At 59.4% G+C, this 20,569-nt stretch carries 19 protein-coding genes and 1 pseudogene; all 20 read right to left on the bottom strand.

Features of this window, described 5'->3' with window-relative positions:
* Window positions 1-74: 74 nt before the first annotated feature.
* Window positions 75-962 (bottom strand): AraC family transcriptional regulator, encoded by an 888-nt coding sequence (locus tag QA640_RS02855; protein ID WP_283039268.1) that lies wholly within the window; start codon window positions 960-962, stop codon window positions 75-77.
* A 187-nt stretch (window positions 963-1,149) separates the two neighbouring features.
* Window positions 1,150-1,347: pseudogene (locus tag QA640_RS02850) on the bottom strand (branched-chain amino acid ABC transporter substrate-binding protein); the annotation flags it as partial.
* 93 nt (window positions 1,348-1,440) lie between these two features.
* Window positions 1,441-2,676, bottom strand: coding sequence for an ABC transporter substrate-binding protein (locus QA640_RS02845; protein ID WP_349253688.1), 1,236 nt, complete (start codon window positions 2,674-2,676; stop codon window positions 1,441-1,443).
* Between the two features lie 69 nt (window positions 2,677-2,745).
* The gene (locus QA640_RS02840) at window positions 2,746-3,186 is read right to left on the bottom strand and encodes an SDR family oxidoreductase (RefSeq protein WP_283039267.1); all 441 of its coding nucleotides are present in this window, start codon (window positions 3,184-3,186) and stop codon (window positions 2,746-2,748) included.
* 21 nt (window positions 3,187-3,207) lie between these two features.
* Complete coding sequence (locus QA640_RS02835) at window positions 3,208-4,104, bottom strand: SDR family NAD(P)-dependent oxidoreductase (protein ID WP_283039266.1); 897 nt, start codon at window positions 4,102-4,104, stop codon at window positions 3,208-3,210.
* A gap of 192 nt (window positions 4,105-4,296) precedes the next feature.
* Entirely contained in the window at window positions 4,297-4,596 is a 300-nt protein-coding gene (locus QA640_RS02830; RefSeq protein ID WP_283039265.1) for a DUF1330 domain-containing protein, read from the bottom strand.
* 105 nt (window positions 4,597-4,701) lie between these two features.
* The gene (locus QA640_RS02825) at window positions 4,702-5,778 is read right to left on the bottom strand and encodes an alpha/beta hydrolase (RefSeq protein WP_283039264.1); all 1,077 of its coding nucleotides are present in this window, start codon (window positions 5,776-5,778) and stop codon (window positions 4,702-4,704) included.
* Between the two features lie 18 nt (window positions 5,779-5,796).
* Window positions 5,797-7,047 (bottom strand): acyl-CoA dehydrogenase family protein, encoded by a 1,251-nt coding sequence (locus tag QA640_RS02820; protein ID WP_283039263.1) that lies wholly within the window; start codon window positions 7,045-7,047, stop codon window positions 5,797-5,799.
* A 55-nt stretch (window positions 7,048-7,102) separates the two neighbouring features.
* Window positions 7,103-8,350 (bottom strand): MFS transporter, encoded by a 1,248-nt coding sequence (locus tag QA640_RS02815; protein ID WP_283039262.1) that lies wholly within the window; start codon window positions 8,348-8,350, stop codon window positions 7,103-7,105.
* A 44-nt stretch (window positions 8,351-8,394) separates the two neighbouring features.
* Complete coding sequence (locus QA640_RS02810; protein WP_283039261.1) at window positions 8,395-9,024, bottom strand: NAD(P)H-dependent oxidoreductase; 630 nt, start codon at window positions 9,022-9,024, stop codon at window positions 8,395-8,397.
* Between the two features lie 301 nt (window positions 9,025-9,325).
* Window positions 9,326-10,261 (bottom strand): AraC family transcriptional regulator, encoded by a 936-nt coding sequence (locus QA640_RS02805; RefSeq protein WP_283039260.1) that lies wholly within the window; start codon window positions 10,259-10,261, stop codon window positions 9,326-9,328.
* A 16-nt stretch (window positions 10,262-10,277) separates the two neighbouring features.
* Window positions 10,278-11,138 (bottom strand): AraC family transcriptional regulator, encoded by an 861-nt coding sequence (locus QA640_RS02800; RefSeq protein WP_283039259.1) that lies wholly within the window; start codon window positions 11,136-11,138, stop codon window positions 10,278-10,280.
* Between the two features lie 206 nt (window positions 11,139-11,344).
* Window positions 11,345-12,565 (bottom strand): FAD-dependent monooxygenase, encoded by a 1,221-nt coding sequence (locus tag QA640_RS02795; RefSeq protein ID WP_283039258.1) that lies wholly within the window; start codon window positions 12,563-12,565, stop codon window positions 11,345-11,347.
* 73 nt (window positions 12,566-12,638) lie between these two features.
* A complete protein-coding gene (locus QA640_RS02790; RefSeq protein WP_283039257.1) occupies window positions 12,639-13,571 on the bottom strand; it encodes a 2-dehydropantoate 2-reductase in 933 nt (310 codons plus the stop codon).
* A gap of 229 nt (window positions 13,572-13,800) precedes the next feature.
* Entirely contained in the window at window positions 13,801-15,243 is a 1,443-nt protein-coding gene (locus QA640_RS02785) for an aldehyde dehydrogenase (protein WP_283039256.1), read from the bottom strand.
* A gap of 44 nt (window positions 15,244-15,287) precedes the next feature.
* The gene (locus QA640_RS02780; protein ID WP_283039255.1) at window positions 15,288-16,076 is read right to left on the bottom strand and encodes an SDR family NAD(P)-dependent oxidoreductase; all 789 of its coding nucleotides are present in this window, start codon (window positions 16,074-16,076) and stop codon (window positions 15,288-15,290) included.
* Between the two features lie 31 nt (window positions 16,077-16,107).
* On the bottom strand, window positions 16,108-16,908 hold the full coding sequence (locus QA640_RS02775; protein WP_283039254.1) for an SDR family NAD(P)-dependent oxidoreductase: 801 nt from the start codon (window positions 16,906-16,908) through the stop codon (window positions 16,108-16,110).
* Window positions 16,905-17,465: a VOC family protein gene (locus tag QA640_RS02770; protein ID WP_283039253.1), complete on the bottom strand. Its 561-nt coding sequence runs from the start codon at window positions 17,463-17,465 to the stop codon at window positions 16,905-16,907. Before QA640_RS02770 ends, QA640_RS02775 begins: the two co-directional genes overlap by 4 nt.
* The gene (locus QA640_RS02765) at window positions 17,462-19,291 is read right to left on the bottom strand and encodes a thiamine pyrophosphate-binding protein (RefSeq protein WP_283039252.1); all 1,830 of its coding nucleotides are present in this window, start codon (window positions 19,289-19,291) and stop codon (window positions 17,462-17,464) included. The genes QA640_RS02770 and QA640_RS02765 overlap by 4 nt, the downstream gene beginning before the upstream one ends.
* Window positions 19,224-20,345, bottom strand: a complete 1,122-nt coding sequence (locus QA640_RS02760) for an ABC transporter substrate-binding protein (RefSeq protein WP_283039251.1) — start codon at window positions 20,343-20,345, stop codon at window positions 19,224-19,226. The genes QA640_RS02765 and QA640_RS02760 overlap by 68 nt, the downstream gene beginning before the upstream one ends.
* Between the last annotated feature and the right edge of the window lie 224 nt (window positions 20,346-20,569).

Below are 20,569 nucleotides of genomic sequence, written 5' to 3'. Positions count from 1 at the left end.
AATCTGCACAAAACCGGAAAAATAATGCAGGACCGCATTGAGCCGTCGACCGCCCCGGCCGCGATCAGCGGAACCTAGTGGCTGTGTCGGTATCGTCCGGGTGTTATGCCAGTAAAGCGGCGGAACATCCGCGTGAAATGCTCTTGATGGGAGAAGCCGCAAGCCAGCGCGATCTCGGCCAGACTCAGGGTCTCGTCGGCAAGCAGCGCCCTGGCGCGCTCTATGCGCAAATTGAGCACGTATTGATAAGGCGAGACGCCGCTGGTCGCCTTGAAAAGCCGCACGAAATACTCGGTGCTGCGGCCGCACAGCTCCGCCAGCTGGTCGAGACGGATATCGCTATCGATATTGGCATCAACGAATTCGCGAATGCGTGCCATCTGCCTGCCACTGAGCAGGTTCGGATGCTTGCCGGCTTCCGTGCTCGGCTTGTGGAAGTTGATCGCCACGAAACGGTTGGCGATCGCTTGCGCGATCGGATCGACGAAGAGCGACGAGGCCGGCAGACCACCGGTGATGGTGTCACCGATCGCCGAGGCAAGATGCTCCAGCACAGCGTCCTGATCGCCGAGCATCGGCGCAAGGCCGCTGATCACGCCGGGCGACCCGTCAGCGCCGGCGAAAAGGTCCGAGCGCAGATAGATATGGGTGGATTCCAGCGGTTCGCGCAGGAGCACGTTGCATGCATGGCCGGCCGGCAGGAAGAAAACCCCACCGCGCGGGATGTGTCGAGCGACCGACTTGCCGTCCATCACATACGTGATGTCGACCGGGCCGCCCCGGTGCAACACCATCAGATTGTCGGATAGTGCGTGGAAGTGCCCCTCGAACGGCCGTTCGCGCTGAACCGAGGCAAATGCGGACGACCAGCCGAGCCCTTCGCTCGAGCCGCGGAATTCGGCCTGGAAGCGGTTCAGGACCCCGTGTGTCTCCTGCACCGCAAAATTCGACGTCGCCTGCATCCGACAGACCAAGGGCTCGAGGCTTCGGTGCCGCGGAGTAAAACCCAATAGCCCTCAATTTTCAACAGAATCGCTCTCATCGTTGCTGCAGCGCAATGCCAGCACCCGCGGACCAACCTGCCTCGACATCATTGCATGCGGTTCGAAATCGGCGCTACTTGGTCGACAGCACCTCGCCGAACCGGTCTCACTGCTTGTTGGTGAAGCGCATGAACTGCAGCTGCTCGATCGGCAAATGGTCACTCTCGCCGGTATTGACCTTGATGCCGGGCAGTAGCATCGGCAATTCCAAGTCTTTGATCGACAGGACCTACCGCACGATATTCTCGCGACTGAGGTCGTTGCCGGCCGCCTTGAGCACGTGCTCCTGCACCATGCCGTTGTTGGCTACTGTGTTGCCTCAAGGCGTCGGGATGATCGATTCTCGAAAGAAAGCAATGCGCGTTCTTCCAGAACCCGCCCTGCACCACGAAGACGATCAATCCTCAGGTGCGGCATTCATGAGCTCACCGAAGAGCACGAATGACGACTTGCCGTCAAACCGCTGAAGCTGGAGCGTCTTAATGGGATAGGGCGATTTCGCGCTGGTCTGCATCATCACGCCCGGGAGCAGCATCGGAATGCGGACGTTCATGTTCAGCGCCTGCGCCATCAAGTTCTCGCGGGTCAGATTGTCCCCACACTGCTCAATGACTTTCTCGATCGATTCGGCCAACAGATAGCCGACCAGATTGAAAATGTCGTTGACGTTCGCGCCGGGACGATACTTCGCCAGGAAGGCCGTGTATTCAAGCAGGTCGGGATCGTTGGCCCATTGAGGATCGCTGGGATCCTTGAAGAAGGTTGAGGAGATGATGCCGGCCGCCTTCTCTACGCCGGCAGGAACCATCACGGTTGCAACGGAGGCCGACGTATAGCTGAGGAGCTGAAGCGGATGCCAGCCGGTGTCGTAGGCGATCCGGATGGACTGAGCGGCGAACTTCGGCGTCGAGGCATTGATAAAGACATCGGCGCCGCTTTCCTTGAGAATGGCGACTTGCGAGTCGACAGTCGGCGCCGTGATATCATAGCTCTGCTTGGCCACTATCATCGCCTTGGCCTTCTCGCCAAGCTCATATTCGATACCCTTGACGTAGGCTTTGCCTAGGTCGTCGTTCTGATAAAGGATCGCGATCTTTGCATTCGGCTTCTGCTGTAAGACGTATCGCGCATAGATGCGCGCTTCGCCCTCGTACGTCGGCTGCCAGCCGATCGTCCAGGGATACTTACCGAGATCTCCCATGGCGGCGAGGCCATTAATCGCGAAGATCGTCGGAATCTTCTTCGCATTGAGATAGGGCCGGATTGCCATGTTGGCTGGCGTGCCATGCGAGGCTCCGATGAACAGGACCTCGTCGTTTTCGACGAGACGCCGCGCCTGTTCCATCGCCTTGGACGGACTGTAGCCGTCGTCCAGCGAGATGAAGTTCAGCTTGCGGCCGCGAATTCCACCACGATCGTTGATCATCTTGAAGTAGGCCGACAACGTCATGCCCTGCACCGAAAAGATCGATGCCGGGCCGCTGTAGGGCATATTCTGTCCGAATTTGATCTCGGTATCGGATGCACCGGGACCGTATTGCGACCCGGCCGCAGCTCCTCCGACTAGTGCAAGCAGGATGACCCCGCCGCTGAGCGCGCTCTTCACCTGCAGGCTGAGACCGTTCATGTTCATATCACTTCTCCCTAAACGCTTTTCTTAAATGGCGAACGCCCGATGCTCGGGCTGACACTCGGCGAGGCCTCATTCCGAACTTCCCCCGCCGTTAATTGGAATTTGCACGCCTGTGACGAAGCCGGACGCTGGCGACGCCAGAAAGAGCGCAAGACCTTTCAGATCCTCGGTCGTCCCCATTCGGCCGATCGGTATCGCGGCGGCCATCGATTTCTGTACTCCCGCCTGTTTGAGCCAGCCGCCTCCGATGTTGGTGACAATGAATCCGGGCGCGATCGCATCGACGCGAATGTTGTGCAGCGCAAGCTCGAGAGCGACGTTGCGCATCAGATGCGCAGCACCGGCCTTTGCGGCCATGTAAGCCGCGCCGGTCATTCCTTCGTTCAAATAGGCAGCAACCGACGTCGTGATGACGATACTGCCGCCTTTGCCCCGCTTCATGTGACATGCAGATGCCCGGATCGTCGCAAAGACGCCAGTGAGGTTCACGTCGATGTTTCGGTTCTCCACCGCTCGTCCCCGTAGTAAGTTCTAACCAATGCTTGCAGCCAAGCGCTTGGCCTCCGTCGTCGCTTGCCGGCGCATCGCTTCGAACTGTTGCCGTTTCGGATCGACGTCTCGATCGGCGGGGAACGACTGAAGTATCTCTCCGAACGACTCTGCGACTTCGTCTTTGAATTCGCCGTGCGGAAAAATGTATGGCTCGTTCCCGACGATTCCTTCGACCACCCGTTCGCCTACGGCAAGAGGGTCCATCCCGGCTTCCAACGGCGAACCGCCGGCCGCGAATGGGCCGCCCGCCGGTTGAGCAGAACCGAGCGTGTTGAGGTGAAGCGTCGTGTCGATGAGATTGCTGCGAACCAAGCCAGGGCAAAGGAGCGAAACGCCAATGTTGTGCGGCCCGAGTGCCATTCGCAACGACTCCGTCAGGCCGCGCACCGCGAATTTGGATGTCGAGTAGATGCCACCGGGATTGGGAAGAGCGAGGATGCCGGCCATCGAGGAGGTGTTGACGATATGACCACCCTCTCCATGCGCCCGAATTCGGGGAACGAACGTCGCGACGCCGTTGACGACACCCCCGACGTTGATGTTCATCACAAAATCCCAATCCGCGAAGCTCGCGTCTTCCATAGCCACCATGCTCGATACGCCTGCATTGTTGCAGAGTATGTGGACCTTGCCGAATACCCTCTCGGTCTCCGTCCCGGCCTGTGCCATTGACTCGCGGTCGGTAACGTCCAGACGGATCAGATGGTAATTCTTGTTGGAGCGACTCAGGGCGGAAGCAGCCGCATCGAGATGCGATTGACGGACGTCCGCGATAACGATCTTCACCCCATGTTGCAGGAACGCGCGGGCCATTCCGAACCCGATCCCACTCGCGCCTCCCGTGATGAACGCGACCTTATCTTCGATTTCTTTCAATTGACGGTGCTCCTGATGCTTGCGCGCCCCCCTCGGCGTCATCGCGCCTCCTCGAGCATGAGCGAGAAGGTGGAGTGAAAGCCGCTCCGCTAGGGCTATAGATACTGACCGGCATACTGTGGAACGAATTAGTGTCTCCACATCCGGCTAGGCTCTTAATCGTAAGTTGCCAACCCCCGCTGCGGATCGCTGTTATTCCTCGTGGCCCTCGATCATGACGAAATCGGAGGTGCTGGCTTCATCGCGAATCTTGGCCGCCGCCTGATACTCCGGCGAGTCGTAGCAGGCCTTGGCTATTGCGTAGCTTTCGAACTCGATGACGACGTGGCGACGCCCTTGAAGTGCGTCGCCGTGCACTTCGCATGCACCGTTCCGGACAAGGAACCGCGCCCCGTACTTCTTGAAGGGTAAGGCGTTAGCCGCGATGTAGTCCTTGTAGCGCTCCGGGCTCGTGACGTTGATGTGACCGACCCAATATCCCTTCTTCGCCATCTCGCACTCCTCTTGCGCTAACGGTCTGCTGACAAACCGGACCACCTCACTCGCACCTTCCAGTCCGCTGCTTCACCACAAGTGCGGCGGCGCGAACAATCGAATTTATGTTGGCCGTGACCCCACACGTTCCGAGATCCACCTTTCCAGAAAGGCAGCAATGTCATCGCTGTTCCTTTCTTGCATCATCAGGTGGCCGTTGCCGTGCAGGCCATGGCCTTCGAGGCGCAGATGGACGGCTCGCACGCCTGCCTGGACGAGATAATCGACGGTGCCGTGGTCGTGCATGGACCAGGCCGACGCCTCCGATGTCACGACTGCAACGGGTATCGACGCGAGGTTGGGAAGACGCCTCGCCGGCTCTTTCTGAACGAAGCAGTCCGCCAGCCCCGGCTTCGGAGCTTTGCGGATTTCGCGCCGCAGTTCAGTTGGGCCTTTGACGGGCGGATCGAACGTCATCGGGATTGCCGTGAGTCCGTATGAGAGGTCACCCAGCCCCATTGGCAATTGGGCGAAAGGGGGCCCCATTGGCTCAACCGCGACAATGCCTTTCACCAGGTGCGGTCGACTATCGGCCACGAGCCAGCCGAAGGGCGCGCCCATGGAATGGGTGAGCAGGATCGCTGGACCGATACGATCCAGCAATTCGGCTCCGGCTCGCTGCATCAGCTGTTGCGTCTGTGCCAAGAACACAAGGAATGGACCTTGGGTCGCGATGAATTGGTCCAGGGCTGGATCAGCGACGACGCCGGAGCCGGGCCACTGATTGTGCTTTTGCGCGTTCGGCCAGCTGTTCGGCTGCTTGCCGGGCGCGCTAAACAGCGTCATGGCAAATTCGTATGTCAACGGAGGTGTCATGGGACCCAGAGCCTCCGGATGCAGGGGTGAGCGACCGTGGCCAGGGCGGTCGACGACATAGACCGCGTAACCCTGTTTCAGAAAGTAAGTGGCCCATCCAGGCCGTCCATCGGGGGTACCGAGAAAATCCGTTGCCTGCCCCCCACCTCCGTGCACCATCACGATGGGATATGGATGCCGGATGTGCTCCGGGATCTGATACTGAACAAACATCTGGCCCGCAGCGATGGTGCCATTCGGTGTCTGCTGGCGGACCAAACCGGTCCAAAAGAATCCCTGATCCGCCAGCACCAACGGAGCAGGTTTTGCTTTAGTTTGAGTCACGTGCACCTCCGACTTTCTTCAGAGATCCAGAAAACCGGTCGGCAGCCCGAGATTGCTGCGACCAATGTACTTCGCGAAGGTCATGTACTGGGAGGACATGTGTCCTCGATACATCTGGGCGTCGCCAAAGTATCGAAGCATCCTTGAGCCCTTCCGCGCCGCGGTCGACCCGGCTGTCTGGAACAAGAGCTCGATGGCTTCACAGGCAAGACGTGCGCCGTTCTGCAGCATCCCCCAGAGCCGCAAGTTTTCTTCCGTGGAGGCTTGCAAGCCCGTCTTCGCCCACCGCTGGCAGTAGTCCATGTGCTTACGCAAACCCTGCAGCAGCACGCCTTCAGCCGCATCGGTCAAGGCTATGGCGCGGCCATAGTTGACCTGGAAATCAGTCTCGAAGGCACGCTTGATGAAAGGTGGAACAAATGTGTTTTGCGAGAACAGGATATCGCGATATTCATCGATCGCAGCGCGCGCGGCACCGATGATAGGCGACGTCAGGGACGCGTGATAAGGACCCATGAGAACGCCGAGATACATGGGGTTGCCATGCAATCGCGTTCCGGGTGTGCCATCGGAGAGATCCTGCTTTATACCCAGCGCGTCGAAGAACGCGGTCATGTGCTCGGGCACGAAGACATTATCCAGCTTGACGCTGTTCGAGCCGGAGCCGCGCATGCCCAAGGTACGGTCTCCACCCCAATCGCCCAGAATTGTGTATCGCCCCCGCGGCACAACGAAGTGGAGCATTCGTGGCGGGAACGACGTTTGAAGCAACGTCGCGCCCAGGAAGTGCGTGCTGTGCGGTATTCCCGACGAATATGGCCACACACCATTGATGATATAGCCGCCCTCGACCGGCAGGCACGTGCCCCCGGGGGCAGCCCGGTGCGGTGACGCGAAATGTCCGGATGAACCGAAGATTTCGATCTGTGCAGCTTCCGACCAGTGCGAGGCTATGACGGGCGCATGAGAAGCGGCCAACGTCAAGCACCACCCTGCGGACGGATGACCGCGCGATACCTCAACCATGACGCGGAAAAATGTTTCGTAATCGAACTCATAGCCACCAAACATTTTGGGCTGCAAGATCCGATAGAATCCAGCATCGATGAACTTCTGCTGGATTTCGTCCGAATAATGTCCCCGCTCATCGGTTTCGTCCTGCGATTCCCTCAACAGCGTTCTCATCGACGCGGCGCGGTCCACCAGATCCTGCGGTGTGAGGTGAGGTTCCGGTATCGGCAGGCTCTTGGGTATGGCCTGAACGTTCATTTTCAATCTCCTGATATTTCCGTTGAGCGCGTCGCAGCTAACCGGCGATACTCATTTATGCCGGCGAACTCACAATCATTCTTTTGTGGCGCTCGAGCACCCGCGGCGCAGTCTCCTCCAGCATCAAGCAAAGCAAGCCTGCACAGATACAAAGCGTAGCGGAGATCCACATCGAGCTGGACGGACCGAACACGTCGGAAGCGATCCCGGCGAGGGCCGGGCCCGCGAAACCGCCCCCGAGCTCGCCAACCCCCATGATGAAGCCAAGCGCAGTAGCAACATGGGTCGGCGGGATTGTCTCGGACGGCACAGTGGCCATGAACAACGAGAAGCTGCCAATGGCGAGATTGCCGACACCCATGAGCAACACCATCACAGGCAAAGGTCCGTCGAACATTACGGTTGTCACCGGAGCAATCACGGCAACGAAGCCTGACAGGATGAGAATCGGACGGCGGCCAAAGCGGTCCGACAGCGCCGGTACGATGATTGAAGACGCGGCCGTTGCGATACCGGTGGCGGCCACGGCAACGCTCATCGCGACGGGCGACAGACCGCGAACCTGCACCAGGTAGATCGGAAGGAACGTTATCTGGATCAGGAGCCACGACACCATCAGGCAGCTCACGATGGCGCAAACCCAGATGTTGCGATGTTTCAGCATCGTCAAAAGCGGTATCGTATTGCGCGCTGACGCAGCCGATATCGGAGCGGCACCCGATGAGGGTTCACGGATAAATGCGACGATCAAGGCCGCCACCACGAAGCCAGGCACCGCCGCAATGTAGAAAGCACTTCTCCAGCCGTAGGTCTGCCCAATTGCCACGAGCACCAGAGGAGCGGCAAAATTACTCAGGAGCGCGCTGAAGAAGTTCTGCAGAACGCCCATGTTGAAGCCGCGACGGTGCTCCGACGATTCCGCAGCCATGATCGATTGCGCGATCGGAAGTACGGGTCCTTCCGCAAATCCCATAACGAGGCGCGCGGCAAGCAACGTCAGAAACGAATTGGCGAGACCGGATCCTACCGAGCAGATCGAGAAGATTACTATCGCGCAGACCAGCAGCGTCTTACGATTTTGAAGATAGTCTGAAAGAGTGCCGACGGCATACCCGGCGATTGCCCAGGTCAGCGCCAGACCACCCGCGAGGGCACCCAGCTGAGTGTTATTCAGCTGCAACTCAGGCACCAGAAATGGAGATAGAAAGTTCAGCGCCAGACGGTCGAAAAATACGAAGCCAAACGCGGCTCCCATCAGGACGACAACGAGATTTTCATAACTAAAGATGCGATTCTTGCTCATTGATCCCTCCCTAGGGTTCCCGTTCTTTTGTTTGAGGCCGCCTTCTATGCGCATTGCGCCGACGCGGCTTCTGATATTCCCTCAGGCGTGAGCCCATTGCGCCGGCTCTCATATAGCCGCCGCATTCTCGCGAACTCGACGACCTGCTCGGCCACGAATGCAAGCTGTTGCGCTATGGTCGGATCACTGCACACACCATCTGCGGAAAATGGCCTCTGCGCGGTGTTAATCACTGCTGAATATGGAGTCGGCCAACCGCGCAGCGCGTGAACAATGGTCCGCAGAGTCCCCAGCGTCGCACCCATGGCTTGGGCTCCGCCCGCGCATACGATGGCGCCGACAGCGCGTCCGGCAAGATAGCAGCGCGCGTCGCCGCGGAGATCCTCGGTGTAGTCTATCGCATTCTTGACCAGACCGGAGATCGAGCCATGATAGCTTGGAGTAGCGATGATGATCCCGTCTGCGGCGCGCAGCGCTTCGACTAACGAGGTCGCGCGCTCGGTACGTTCAATGCTGTCGTAGTGCGGGAGATTCAGCGATTGCCCGGCGAAGATCTGCGTTTTCGCTCCGAGCCGCGCGGCTTCCGTTAGAGCTCGGCGGAGCGCCCTCTCTGAGGTCGATCCGTCGCGCAGCGTTCCGCCGATCCCGACGATGAGCGGAGACCAGTCTTTCATCGCAGCGGCCCACATTCCCGCGCAGCACGGTCACCCGAGGTGCAAGGCTCCTCGAGCGAATGCTGGCCAATTCGGATATGCGAGCACCCTCGCCCGGCATCGAACAATGCCATGCGCGTCTCTCCCTATCGTCGGCGCCTTGATTGCGTCTGGCGCCTCTTCGTAAGGTGAAAGTAGGATATGCCGGGTGGCCAAGCCTGCACAAACCGGACCGGTTTGCAGGAAACTGACACAAACTGCCGGCTTCGTTTACGGGAAACGACCCAGTGCACAGATCGAAAAGGCAGATCTTTGAGGTTTTCTAATTCATTGCCCGTCGATAAGCGCCGGGCGACAAGCCGGTCATCCGACGGAACGTGTTCGTGAAATGTTGCTGGTGCGCAAACCCGCATTGCCTCGCGACTTCCGCGAGCCCAATGTTTGGATCCGTCAGGAGCAGTTTCGCACGATGGATGCGCACCCCCACAACGTAGCGGTGAGGAGACACGCCCAGCGAAGACTTGAACACCCGTATGAAATACTCGGGACTTACGCCGCAGATCGCAGCCAAATCGTCCAGCTTGATGCAATCCGCGATATTGGCTTCGACAAAATCACGAATCGTACGGACGCTACGTGGACTCAGCTGGCGTTCCACAGCACACGGCGCTTTCGGCTCCCGTGCATTGAGCACGACAAGACGATTGGCTATTGCATGCGCAATTGAATCGGCCAGGAGGGAGCACGAGGTATCGCCCTCACGCACCATTTCTTCCACCACTGCCAGGAGATTGTCCGTTATGGGCTCCGGCTCACCCAACAAGGGCAAGAGGCCAAGATCGGAGTTCTGCGCTTTACTTTCAGACCCGGAAAACAGTTCGGGGCGCAGGTACACGTGGAGCGAATTCAAGGGCGTATTTAACGCTACCTCACAGTCACGGCGCGGCGGCAGGAAAAAGATCCCCTTCTCCTGCAAGTGCCTGGATACAACACGCCCATCGATCCGATAGGTCACATCGACTGGTCCACTAGCTGCAGTCACCAGCAGGGCGTTGGCATTGGCTTCGAAGCGTCCCCTGAACGGCTCTTCCCGCTGAACCGATGCGAACATGGTCGACCAGCCGAGCCCCGCACTGGATGCCTCGCGTTTGACTGCGAACTCTCGCAGCACGGAATGGGCCTCGCCTCCGTCGAAAGGCCGCACGGTACGCTCATTCTGCGCTGCGGCTGGCGATGGTGGATCGGTGCGTTTCTGCATTGGCCCTGGCTGCGTGTCAGTTGACGCTGCGACGGTACCGACCGGGCGTTTGACCCGTCAGCCTGCGGAAGGCGCGCGTCAAATGTTCCTGATGGGAGAAGCCACAGCGCAGTGCTATCTCAGCGAGACCTAGCTGGTTTTGCTCGATCAAGCGCTTGGCCCGTTCGACACGTGCCGCGATGACATATTGGTATGGTGATTTGCCGGTCGTTGCTGCAAAAGCTCGAACGAAAGACTTTGTGCCGATGCCGCACGCGCTGGCCATCGCAGCAAGAGTAATCTCGCGCTCAAGATTGGCCTCTATGAAATCCTGGAGGCGCCGAAGTTCGTAGTCCGGCAGCCCAGCGGTCTGAACCTGCCACGGTTCGCTACTCCTGCTAATCGCGGAGACCCTGTCCGCGAGGGCTCGCGCTATCGGCTCGATGAAGAGATCTGAATTCGAGACATTCTCGCAAAGCGCCTGCTCAACCGCCTGCGCCAGATGCTGTATAATCACATCCCGTTCCACCAGCAGCGGCGTAACATTGTGGACAGGAATTAAGTTTGCGCGCAGATAAATGTGGAGAGTATCCAGGGTCCCATGCAGTCCCACCTCGCACGCATGACCTGCCGGCAAAAAAAAGATGCTTCCTTTTGGAATGCAACGAGAAGCGACGTGCCCGCCGGACGCAAAGGTCGTCTGCACGGGGCCACTGCGGTGCACCACGATGAGGTCGTCAGCGATCGCTTCGAACCGCCCCTCGAAGGGATTCTCCCGTTGGATCGACGCGTAAATCGAAGACCATCCATGCCCCTCACTCGTTGCACAGATGTCGGCCCCAAACCGTTGCAGAACACCGTGGGTATCGGAGCCTCTAAACTCGCGCCTGGCTTCCATCTCGTGCTCCGCGTGTCGTCTGACGGGGCCCGCTGCAGCGCAATATGCGCCTCGTGGTGATGAAGAATAATTCCTTATAACAACAATGCTCTGAGCACGCTATGTCTTCGTTTGGCCACCCAGGAGCAAGCTGCCGTCGACCTCCTCGCCAACGAGCCGGAACGGGCCGCCTGCCTCGAAGCCTAACCGTTGAAGAGGCGCGTTATCTACACTTCAGTGCGTCGAACAGAGACTTGACCTTCAGACGCTACTGAGGTCTCGCCGCGCATTCGCACCGTCAGCATAAGCCGGTCGAGCAGCACCTCCTTATCTGTCAGACGGCGCAAACGGACGAGATTGGCCTCGTGCTGCTCCGGATCTGTCGTGTCGAAGATGATCCGCTTGTTGTCGACCGCCGCGGGCGAGACGACCTCGAGGAAGATGCGGCGGCGCTCCTCGGCGTAGCGATCGAGGACCGCGCTGTCGACATCGCCGCGAACGACAGCAGCCAGCGCCTCATGGAGCGCAAATGCATCGAACAATCCCGATGTGAGCCCATAGGCGCCGCTGGGATTCGTTGCATGCGCTGCATCGCCAGCCAGCAACACTCTGCCAACACGGAACCGCTCGGCTGCCCGCTGATGCATGCGATAAGGCGCAAAGGCAACGACCTCAACGTCGCGCGCTCCCGGAAGGATGACGTCGAAGTACGCGGTCATACGCTCGGCGATGCTTTCCTCGGGTAGATCGAGCGGCTCGCTGTAGGTGCAGCGCCACAGATCGTCTTTATCCAGCTTTACGATGATAGCGCCATGGGTCGGGTGAATCAGAAAGGTGGTGCGCGCGTAGCCATGCTTCGAAAAATCGTGCCGGACGTTGGCCGCGATAAACCGCTTCGGCCATGTGATACCCTCGAACTCCAGATGCAGGGCCCTTCGAACGTTGCTCGTCGCGCCGTCGGCGCCGATGACCCATCCGGCACGGAGTTCGGAAGGGCCGTCAGGGCCGTCAACTGAGAGAGTGACCCCGCTGCCATCTTGCATCAGATCGAGCATCGTCACACCCCAGCGAACCTCGACATGCGGAAACTGCTGGAGTCGGCGCAACGCAATCTCGGCAAGTAGGTTTTGGCCGAGATGGAGATTGAAAGGGAAAGGTGTCCGTCCGTCGAGAACGTCCAGGCTGTAGTCGATTTTCTCGCCGGTCGCGAAATCCAAGTAGGTATAGTCCTGCTTGGCGAACCCGACGTCCAGCGCCTCTTTAAGCAAGCCAAGCCGGTTGAGGCCCTCAAGTACAGACCAGTGATAAACTATCGCGCGCGGGGAGGCGACGATCTCCGTTTCGCGCTCGATGACGATAACCGGGATGCCCGCCTGGGCAAGCCCGAGAGCGCTTAGCAAACCAACCGGGCCGGCGCCCACGATGGCGACTCGTTCTTCAACGGACATAATCCCTCTTCTATTTCCTGCAGGCGGGACTGCCTTCTTGTTGCGATCGAGGCTTAGCCACGTCATGCTTCGCTCAAGCCCCTGGAGCTGCCTTCGGCGCACCATCGCGGAATGGCTGCAGAAGTCGATAGGCGAGACTATGCAGCGGCGTTGCTATGCCATGCTTATGCCCCAACCGGTCGATCTCGCCGCTAATGAAATCGAGTTCGAGCCTTTTGCCAGCATCCAGATCTTGGCGCATCGACGCGACCGTCGCCGGCGGCAAGTTTTGAAGGATTTTCAGAGTCATCTCTTCGGCATCGCGGGTGATCGCAATGCCTTCGGATCGGCCCACGCTTGCAACTTCGCGGATCGACTGCTTGGCGAGTTCGACGAGTCCCGGCGTGTGATAGATGACGCCGGCCGGAAGGCGCCCGAGCGATGTCAGCGCCGCATTGGTCGCGAAGCCTAGAAACTTTGTCCAAATGACGTCATCGATATCCTCAGCTATCTCAGCAGTGACACCAACGCTCGTCCAGCGTCGAACGAGTTCATCAACAGCTGGTGAGACCTTGCATTCCGGATTCCCTAGGGTCACCCGATCGGCACCGGCATAAGCAACCGATGCAGGTCCCGTAAGCCGCGTGGCCGCAAACACCGGCCCAACGGCCAACCTCGACGGATCAAGAAGGGGGCGGAGAATGCCGTAGGCGCTGACACCGTTCTGGACGGCAACCAGCGCACCTGCCGGTGCCAAGGCAGGTAACGCCTGAGCGGCGGCGGCCGCGAGATCATACAACTTCACGGCGAGAATAATCGCATCGAAGCTGCCCGCATTGGCGACGTCGCCAACAGCGGAAACGCGCTCAAGACGAAAGGAAAGGCGCCCCTCGGCCGTCAGTGTTGCTCCATCAAGCGCGGCTTGCCGACCCGGCCGGGTGACGAATACGACGTCCAACCCCGCTGACTGCAACCAGCCACCATACAGCAGCCCGATTGCGCCGGATCCAACAATAGCAACCCTCATCGATCATCCTCAATCTTTTGTCCGAGCGGCCGCCTCATGACCTACTTCCTGCTTTAGCGTCGCATTGTGATTACCCGCATGCAGTCCCAAACAAGACGCCTACCTTCTCTGCCTCATCTTTGCACTGAGGCGCTCCGAGGAGCGCTCTACGGTTGATCGTCTTGCGCAAGCGGTCCAGCACCCGGATGTTGTCGAGAGCTTTGCGGATGACATGCCTCCGGGTCTTTGCTTAGAACGGGTAGTGCTGCGGACCTTCGATCGTTATCCAACGAAGCTCGGTGAATTCGTTGATGACGGCCTTTCCGCCGAAGCGGCCGTAGCCGCTTGCCTTTGTCCCGCCGAATGGCATCTGAGCCTCGTCGGCGACGGTCGGCCCATTGATGTGGCAGATACCGCTCTGGATACGTTTCGCAATCGTCAGGGCGCGGGAGACATCGCGGCCGAAAATCGCAGCGGACAGCCCGTATTCAGTGTCGTTGGCGACGCGCACGGCTTCATCGACGCCGGCGACACGAATGATCGACTTCACGGGTCCGAACGATTCCTCTCTGTAGATTTTCATGTCCGATGTCACGTGGTCGAGCAAGGTGGCTTCGACGACCGTTCCGTTGCGCTTGCCGCCCGCGACGATCTTCGCTCCCTTTCCGGTGGCATCCTTGATCAGCGCATCCATACGCTCGGCGGGCGCCAGATCGACCAATGATCCCAGGACGACATGATCACGCGGATCGCCAGCCGGCAATGTCGAGGCCTTGGCCGCGAGTTTGGCGACGAACGCATCGGCGATCTTCTGATCCACAATAATGCGCTCCGTCGACATGCAGATCTGCCCCTGATTCATGAAAGCGCCGAAGGCCGCAGCATCGACCGCTTGGTCCAGATCGGCGTCGTCCAGAACGACCAAAGGCGCCTTGCCGCCAAGCTCCAGCAGCGCAGGCTTGAGATGCTCCGCCGCGAGCTTGGCGATGACGCGACCGACTTTGGTTGAGCCTGTGAAATTGACCCGGCGTATGGCAGGATTGGAAATCAACGCCTCAACGATCTTGGGCGCGTCCGAAGGTGCATTCGACAGGACGTTGACGACTCCTTTGGGGAAGCCAGCATCATTCAGAACTTGGCCGATAAGATGATGCGTTCCGGGACAGGTTTCTGACGAACGCAAGATGACCGTGTTGCCGCAGGCGAGCGCGGCCGCGATTGCCCGCGTGCCGAGGATGACCGGGGCGTTCCACGGCGCCATGCCGAGGACGACGCCGGCCGGCTGGCGTACCGCCATCGACCAGATACCGGGCTTATCGGATGGAATGACTTCGCCGGTGATTTGGGTGGTGAGAGCTGCAGCTTCGCGCAAGATACCGGCGGCGAGATGGACATTGAAGCCAGCCCAAGGCGCCGTCGCCCCGGTCTCCTCGAGCATCAGCTTGATAAAGTCGTTGGTACGGCTCTCCATAAGGTCAGCCGCCTTCAGAAGGAGGCCGCGACGTAGCGAGGGCCCCGTCTCTGACCAGGTCTCGAACGCTTTGGCCGCAGCAGCGACGACCTTCTCGACATCTGCGAGCGTCGCAGCCGGCGCGCGTGTCGCGACCTGACCGGTCATGGGATCCTTGCGATCGAAAGTGGCCCCTCCCTCGGCCGCAACCGCACCACCGTCAACGATAAATCCGATATCCATCAATACACTCCTGATTTTCCGAGTATTTTTTAATTGCGCGGCCCTCAGGCCTGCGTTCCGCCGTCGATCGGAATGATCGCGCCGGTCATGTATGTGGAAGCCGGCGATGCCAACAGCAGCGCGAGCCCCTTGATCTCATCCAGTTCGGCAAGCCGCCCTAACGGCACGGTATCTGCGAACGCCGCAGCACCTTCAGGCGTATGCATCCGGCCATTGGCGATATTCGTTCGAAAAGGACCTGGCGCGATGGCATTGACACGCACATTGTGAGGACCGAGCTCAAGAGCGGCGACGCGCACCACCTGTGCAATGCCGGCCTTTGCCGCGTGGTAGCCGTAACTCGGTAGCGCCGACGCGCGCAGCGCCGCGACGGAAGACGTCACGACGATCGATCCCCGCCGCCGTGGCTTCATATGTTTTGCCGCCACGCGCATTGTCCGAAAAGCGCCATCAAGATTGACCCGAAGGCAGGCGTCCCAAAGCTCCATGGACGCCGCCTTGAGCTCGCCTTCGGGCTTGCCGTATCCGGGGCCACCGCTCGCGCCTGCGTTCGCAAACACACAATCGAGCCGGCCATATCTTTCGACGTAAGCATCCACGACAGATTCGACTTTGCCGGCCTCGGCTATGTCGACGCAGAACGTCTCAACGGCTCCACCGGCTTCGTCGATGGCAGCCGCGGCCTGCTTCAATTTGCCCTCGTCGAGGTCAAGCATCGCGACCCGCCCTCCATTGGCTGCGATCACTTGCGCAATCGCGAGTCCAAGGCCAGACGCAGCGCCTGTAACGACGGCGACATGTCCGGACAGGTCAAACAGTTCAGCGGCTTTCATCGTGTCTCTCGTGGTCTAACGTTCGATCAGTTTAGTCAGCGCGACCAAGCAAGGCGCCGCCATCGATGACGATATGGGTCCCGGTGATGTAGCTCGACGCTGGTGAAGCCAGGAAAAGCGCCAGCCCCTGTATCTCCTCCGGTCGACCGACGCGGTGAAGAGGGCTGCCAGCTTCGAAGCGCTTCTTGAGGTCGGGTGTCGTGAGCTGGGTCAGAAACGGGCCCGGCAAGATTGCGTTGACGAGAATGTTGTAGCGGGCGAGCTCAAGTGCGGCCTGCTTGGCGAGGTGCGACACACCCGCCTTCGATATCTGATAGGGCATACCGACGATAGCACCTGGCCTGATGCTCGCAATCGACGAGGTCAGGATGATGCGTCCGCCGTTCTGTCGCTTCATATGCGGGACAGCGGCTCGAATGGTCGAAAAGATCGAGGTCAGATTCGTATCGATGACCTTGTCCCACAGCCCGTCCGGGACGGCCTCGATCGCACCCTCCGGATCCCGTTCGCCGGCCATCGACAGAAATCCCGGTCCGGCGTCGATGCCCGCATTGGCGAACACGACATCAAGACGGCCGTTTCGTTCGACGGCTTTGTTGACAGCGGCCCTGACTGCATCGCGATCGGTAACATCGACGGCAACGCCGGCTACATCGCCGCGCGCCTTGAGCTCGGACACCGCCTGATCGAGGACAGACTCGTCTTTGTCCAGCAGGACGACGCGTGCATCATTGTCGAGCATTGCCTCGGCGAAGGCCCGACCCAGGCCTTTGGCACCGCCGGTAATAACGACAGAAAGGCCGGTGACGTCGAACAGATCCTGGGTTTTCACGTCGGGGCCCCTTGTTTGAGTGACCAGCGCCGGATGGGATCCTTGCCGTCCCAGTTCTGCGCCGCTGCGAAGTAGCTGTGATAGATGCCTTCGAGCGCCTCCGTCGTCTCGATCACCTCGAGCATGCCCGGCAAGTCGCAGCTTGTATCGACATAGACAATCCGCACGCCGCGCGGCGAGAGGTCGGAGAACACGACTGGGTAGCCGGCAGCCTCGTAGCGAGCGACGTCCGCATCGAAGTCCTTGGAACAGACGGCCCAGTGATGGAAACCGTGACCTTTGACCTTGATCGTCTCTTGATAGACCGACGGCTTGGTGTCGTGCTGCTCAATGAGCTCGATCATCATGTGGCCGGTAAAGGCGACGGCGAGCGTCAGGCTCATGTCGGTCGGCTGGCCTCGATACATTCCCTTCGCAGGCACGAAAGGACCGCTCACAAACCAAGGCCCGATATTCAGCGCCTTCACATAGCGCATCATCGCCTGATCGATGTTTTCGACCGTATAGGCTGCCTGCACCAGTCCGCCGACCGGCTGTCCGAATGAGAGTGGTTTCATCGCGCAAAAAACTCCGTACTACCCACCAAGCGTTCTTTGGCGACGACGAAGTCGAGAACTGCGGGCTTACCGCTTTCGTTGGCCACGAACGCTCGTTGTAGGGCGGCCTCGACCTGGTAGGGATCGGTGACACGCTCGCCGTAGCAGCCGGAGGCGACTGCAAGGCCCGCGTAGTCGAGATCAAGTACGAATTCGGTCCCAATGAACCGCTCATTGAACGCGTGCACTTGGATGTCGCGGATAGAGCCCAAGGCGTGATCGTTGAATATGCACCACGTGACACCGAGCTTGAGTTCAGCGGCAACGGGAAGGATATTCATCACCATCTGGAAGGATCCATCACCGACGAAGCAGACCGCAGGCCGGTCAGGATAGACGAGGCGTGCGACTGGAAAAGCCGATGCCGCGAAGCCCATTCCATAGAAGCTCGAGGGCACGATCGTCGCGCGTGGCTCAAAGATCTTAAAATACGGGAATGCGCCACCCATACCCTGCGCGAGCACGCCCACATCGATGGCGACGGTCGCGTTGCGCGGGAACACGCGCTGGATGCGATCGAATATCCGAATAGGATGAATTGGCGTGGCATTAGAGCTCGCCATGCTTTCGCGCTCTGTTTCGAGCGCGGCGCGCCGGTTCGACAACTCGGCGAGCCACTCCTTGGAGGCCGTGCGCTGACCAGTACCCTTTGTTTTTAACTCCGTAAGAAGATCCTGGAGAACCAGGCGCGCATCTCCCGTGATGCCGATGGTCGCAACGACCGAGCGGCCGAGTTCGTTCGGATCGATATCGATCTGAATATAGGTGGCCGCCGGCGCCGGAATATAGTCTGGCTTCCAGTTGGTTTCCTGCTGCTCAAAGCGAGCGCCGATACCGATGACGACGTCGGCGTGTGGCAGAAGATACTTTGTGACATCCTGCCGATGATGACCGATGCCGCCAGCCGTGAGTTCATGATCGTCAGGCAAAATGCCACGCCCTGCGAGCGTCGTGACGACGGGGCTACCCAGCGTCTCCGCGAGTTGACGGACTTCAGACGTCGCGTTTGCGGCTACGGCGCCGCCGCCGGCGACAATTAGCGGCCTTTTTGCCGCGAGAAGAGCCGTCGCCGCGGTCTTGATGCGTTCGCTATCACCGCGAACCGCAGCCGGCTTGCCGACCGGGAGATAGTCGCCGACGTCAAACTGCATTCCAAGGATATCCTGAGGGATATCGATAAGCACCGGACCCGGCTTGCCCGAGCGGGCAATGGTAAACGCTTGACGCAGGCATTCGACGATGAGGTCCGGTCGATCGACCCGGACGCCCCATTTCGTGATAGCGGCAAAAATCTTGACTTGGTCGATTTCTTGGCTTGCGCCACGATGTGCGTTGCGAGTAGCACCACGCCCCGCGATGATGACCATCGGCAACGCACCGACATATGCTTCCGCTACGCTCGTGATCAGATTGGTGGCGCCGGGCCCTGCCGTCACACAGCACACGCCGGGCTCACCGGTAAGCTGCGCATAGCCGGCAGCCATGCTTGCGGCATGCTGCTCGTGCCGCACGAGAATGTGGGAGATCTGCTGTTGTCCGTAGAGAGCGTCGTAAATTCCGATTGTATGGCCGCCAGGCATACCAAAGATGAACTTCACGCCTTCCGCCTTGAGAACGTCAACGACGGCTTGGCCGCCACTCTTCATCACCATTGACTCGATCCAGTGTTTATCATTGACGACCGCAACCCCCGCTTCGCGCGACGATTTGCTACGTTGATCACGGCTTGGCCGAGCCGGCCTTCGCCAACGTACATCCGCCATCTTGGAGCGGACGGAACGCTTCATCTCCAGGTACTGTAGCCACCACGTTGTAGAGGTCCCACTTTCCTTTGGATTCCTCGGGCTTCTTGACTTGGAGAAGATAGAGATTGCGCAACACACGGCCGTCGATACGCACCTTCCCGTCTTTGGTTGTGAAGTCATTGACCGGTAGTTCGCGCATCTTTGCGGCGACGGCGTCCGCGTCGCGCGATCCGGCGGCATTGACTGCTTTGAGATAATGAAACACCGCGCTGTACGACATCGCAGGATCCCAATCCGGCGGATGACCGATCTTTTCTTCGAAGCGCTTCGACCAGGCACGCGTCTCGTCATTCAGGTCCCAATAGAAGGGATTGGCCAGAAGCAAGCCGTGGGCGGCCTTGAGCGAGATGCTTTGGACATGCTCCAGAAAGAGCACGTAAGCGGCAAAGGTCGCACCGTTTGAGGTGAGACCGAATTCGACGGCCTGTTTGATGGAGTTGACCGTATCGTCCGAAGAATTTGCAAGGCCGATCACGTTCGGATTGGTCGGCTGCGCCTGCAAGAGGAAGGAGGAGAAGTCGGAAGTGTTCAGCGGCGCGTAGACGGCGCCGAGGACTTTGCCCCCGTTGGCCTCGATTACGGCGCTGGTATCGCGCACAAGGGCACGTCCGAATACATAATCGGCGCCGAGGAAGAACCAGCGGTTGCCACCCCGCTTGAGAACAGCGGCTCCCATTACGTGGGCCAGCGAATATGTGTCGACGGCCCATTGTGTCGTGTAATTATCGCATTTGGGACCAGTCACGTCGGAACTGAGCGCGCCAACAAATAGCGAAATCTTTTTCTTTTCCTTGGCAAGACTTTGGACTGCGAAAGCAACCGCCGAGTTCGGTACGTCGACGACCGCATCGACATTCTCAACGTCATACCAGCGGCGCGCGATGGCCGAGCCGACGTCCGGCTTATTCTGATGATCGGCAAAGACGAGCTCGGCCTTCTTGCCCAGCACCGGCCCCGCGTCGTCGATGGCCATGCGAACGGCCTCAACGGTCTCTCGACCGCCGGCCACGGCATAAACCGAAGACATGTCGTTCATGACGCCGATCTTGATGGGTGCATCGTCAGCGCGCGCCGAACTCGCACACATCAACGCACCTGCGAAGACCACACCCAGACACCTCATCGCAAATTTCCTCCCAAGCGAGCTATCCACCTCGGGAACTCGTCAATTGTGATTTGTGATAACAAATCAAATATGAGAGTTCAAGAGCCTTGAGCGCGCCCCAGCACGCACGCGCAACTAGCAGCAGGTTCGTTGTT

Source organism: Bradyrhizobium sp. CB82, assembly GCF_029714405.1.
Classification (GTDB): domain Bacteria; phylum Pseudomonadota; class Alphaproteobacteria; order Rhizobiales; family Xanthobacteraceae; genus Bradyrhizobium.
This window is presented reverse-complemented; position numbering and strand designations above follow the sequence as displayed.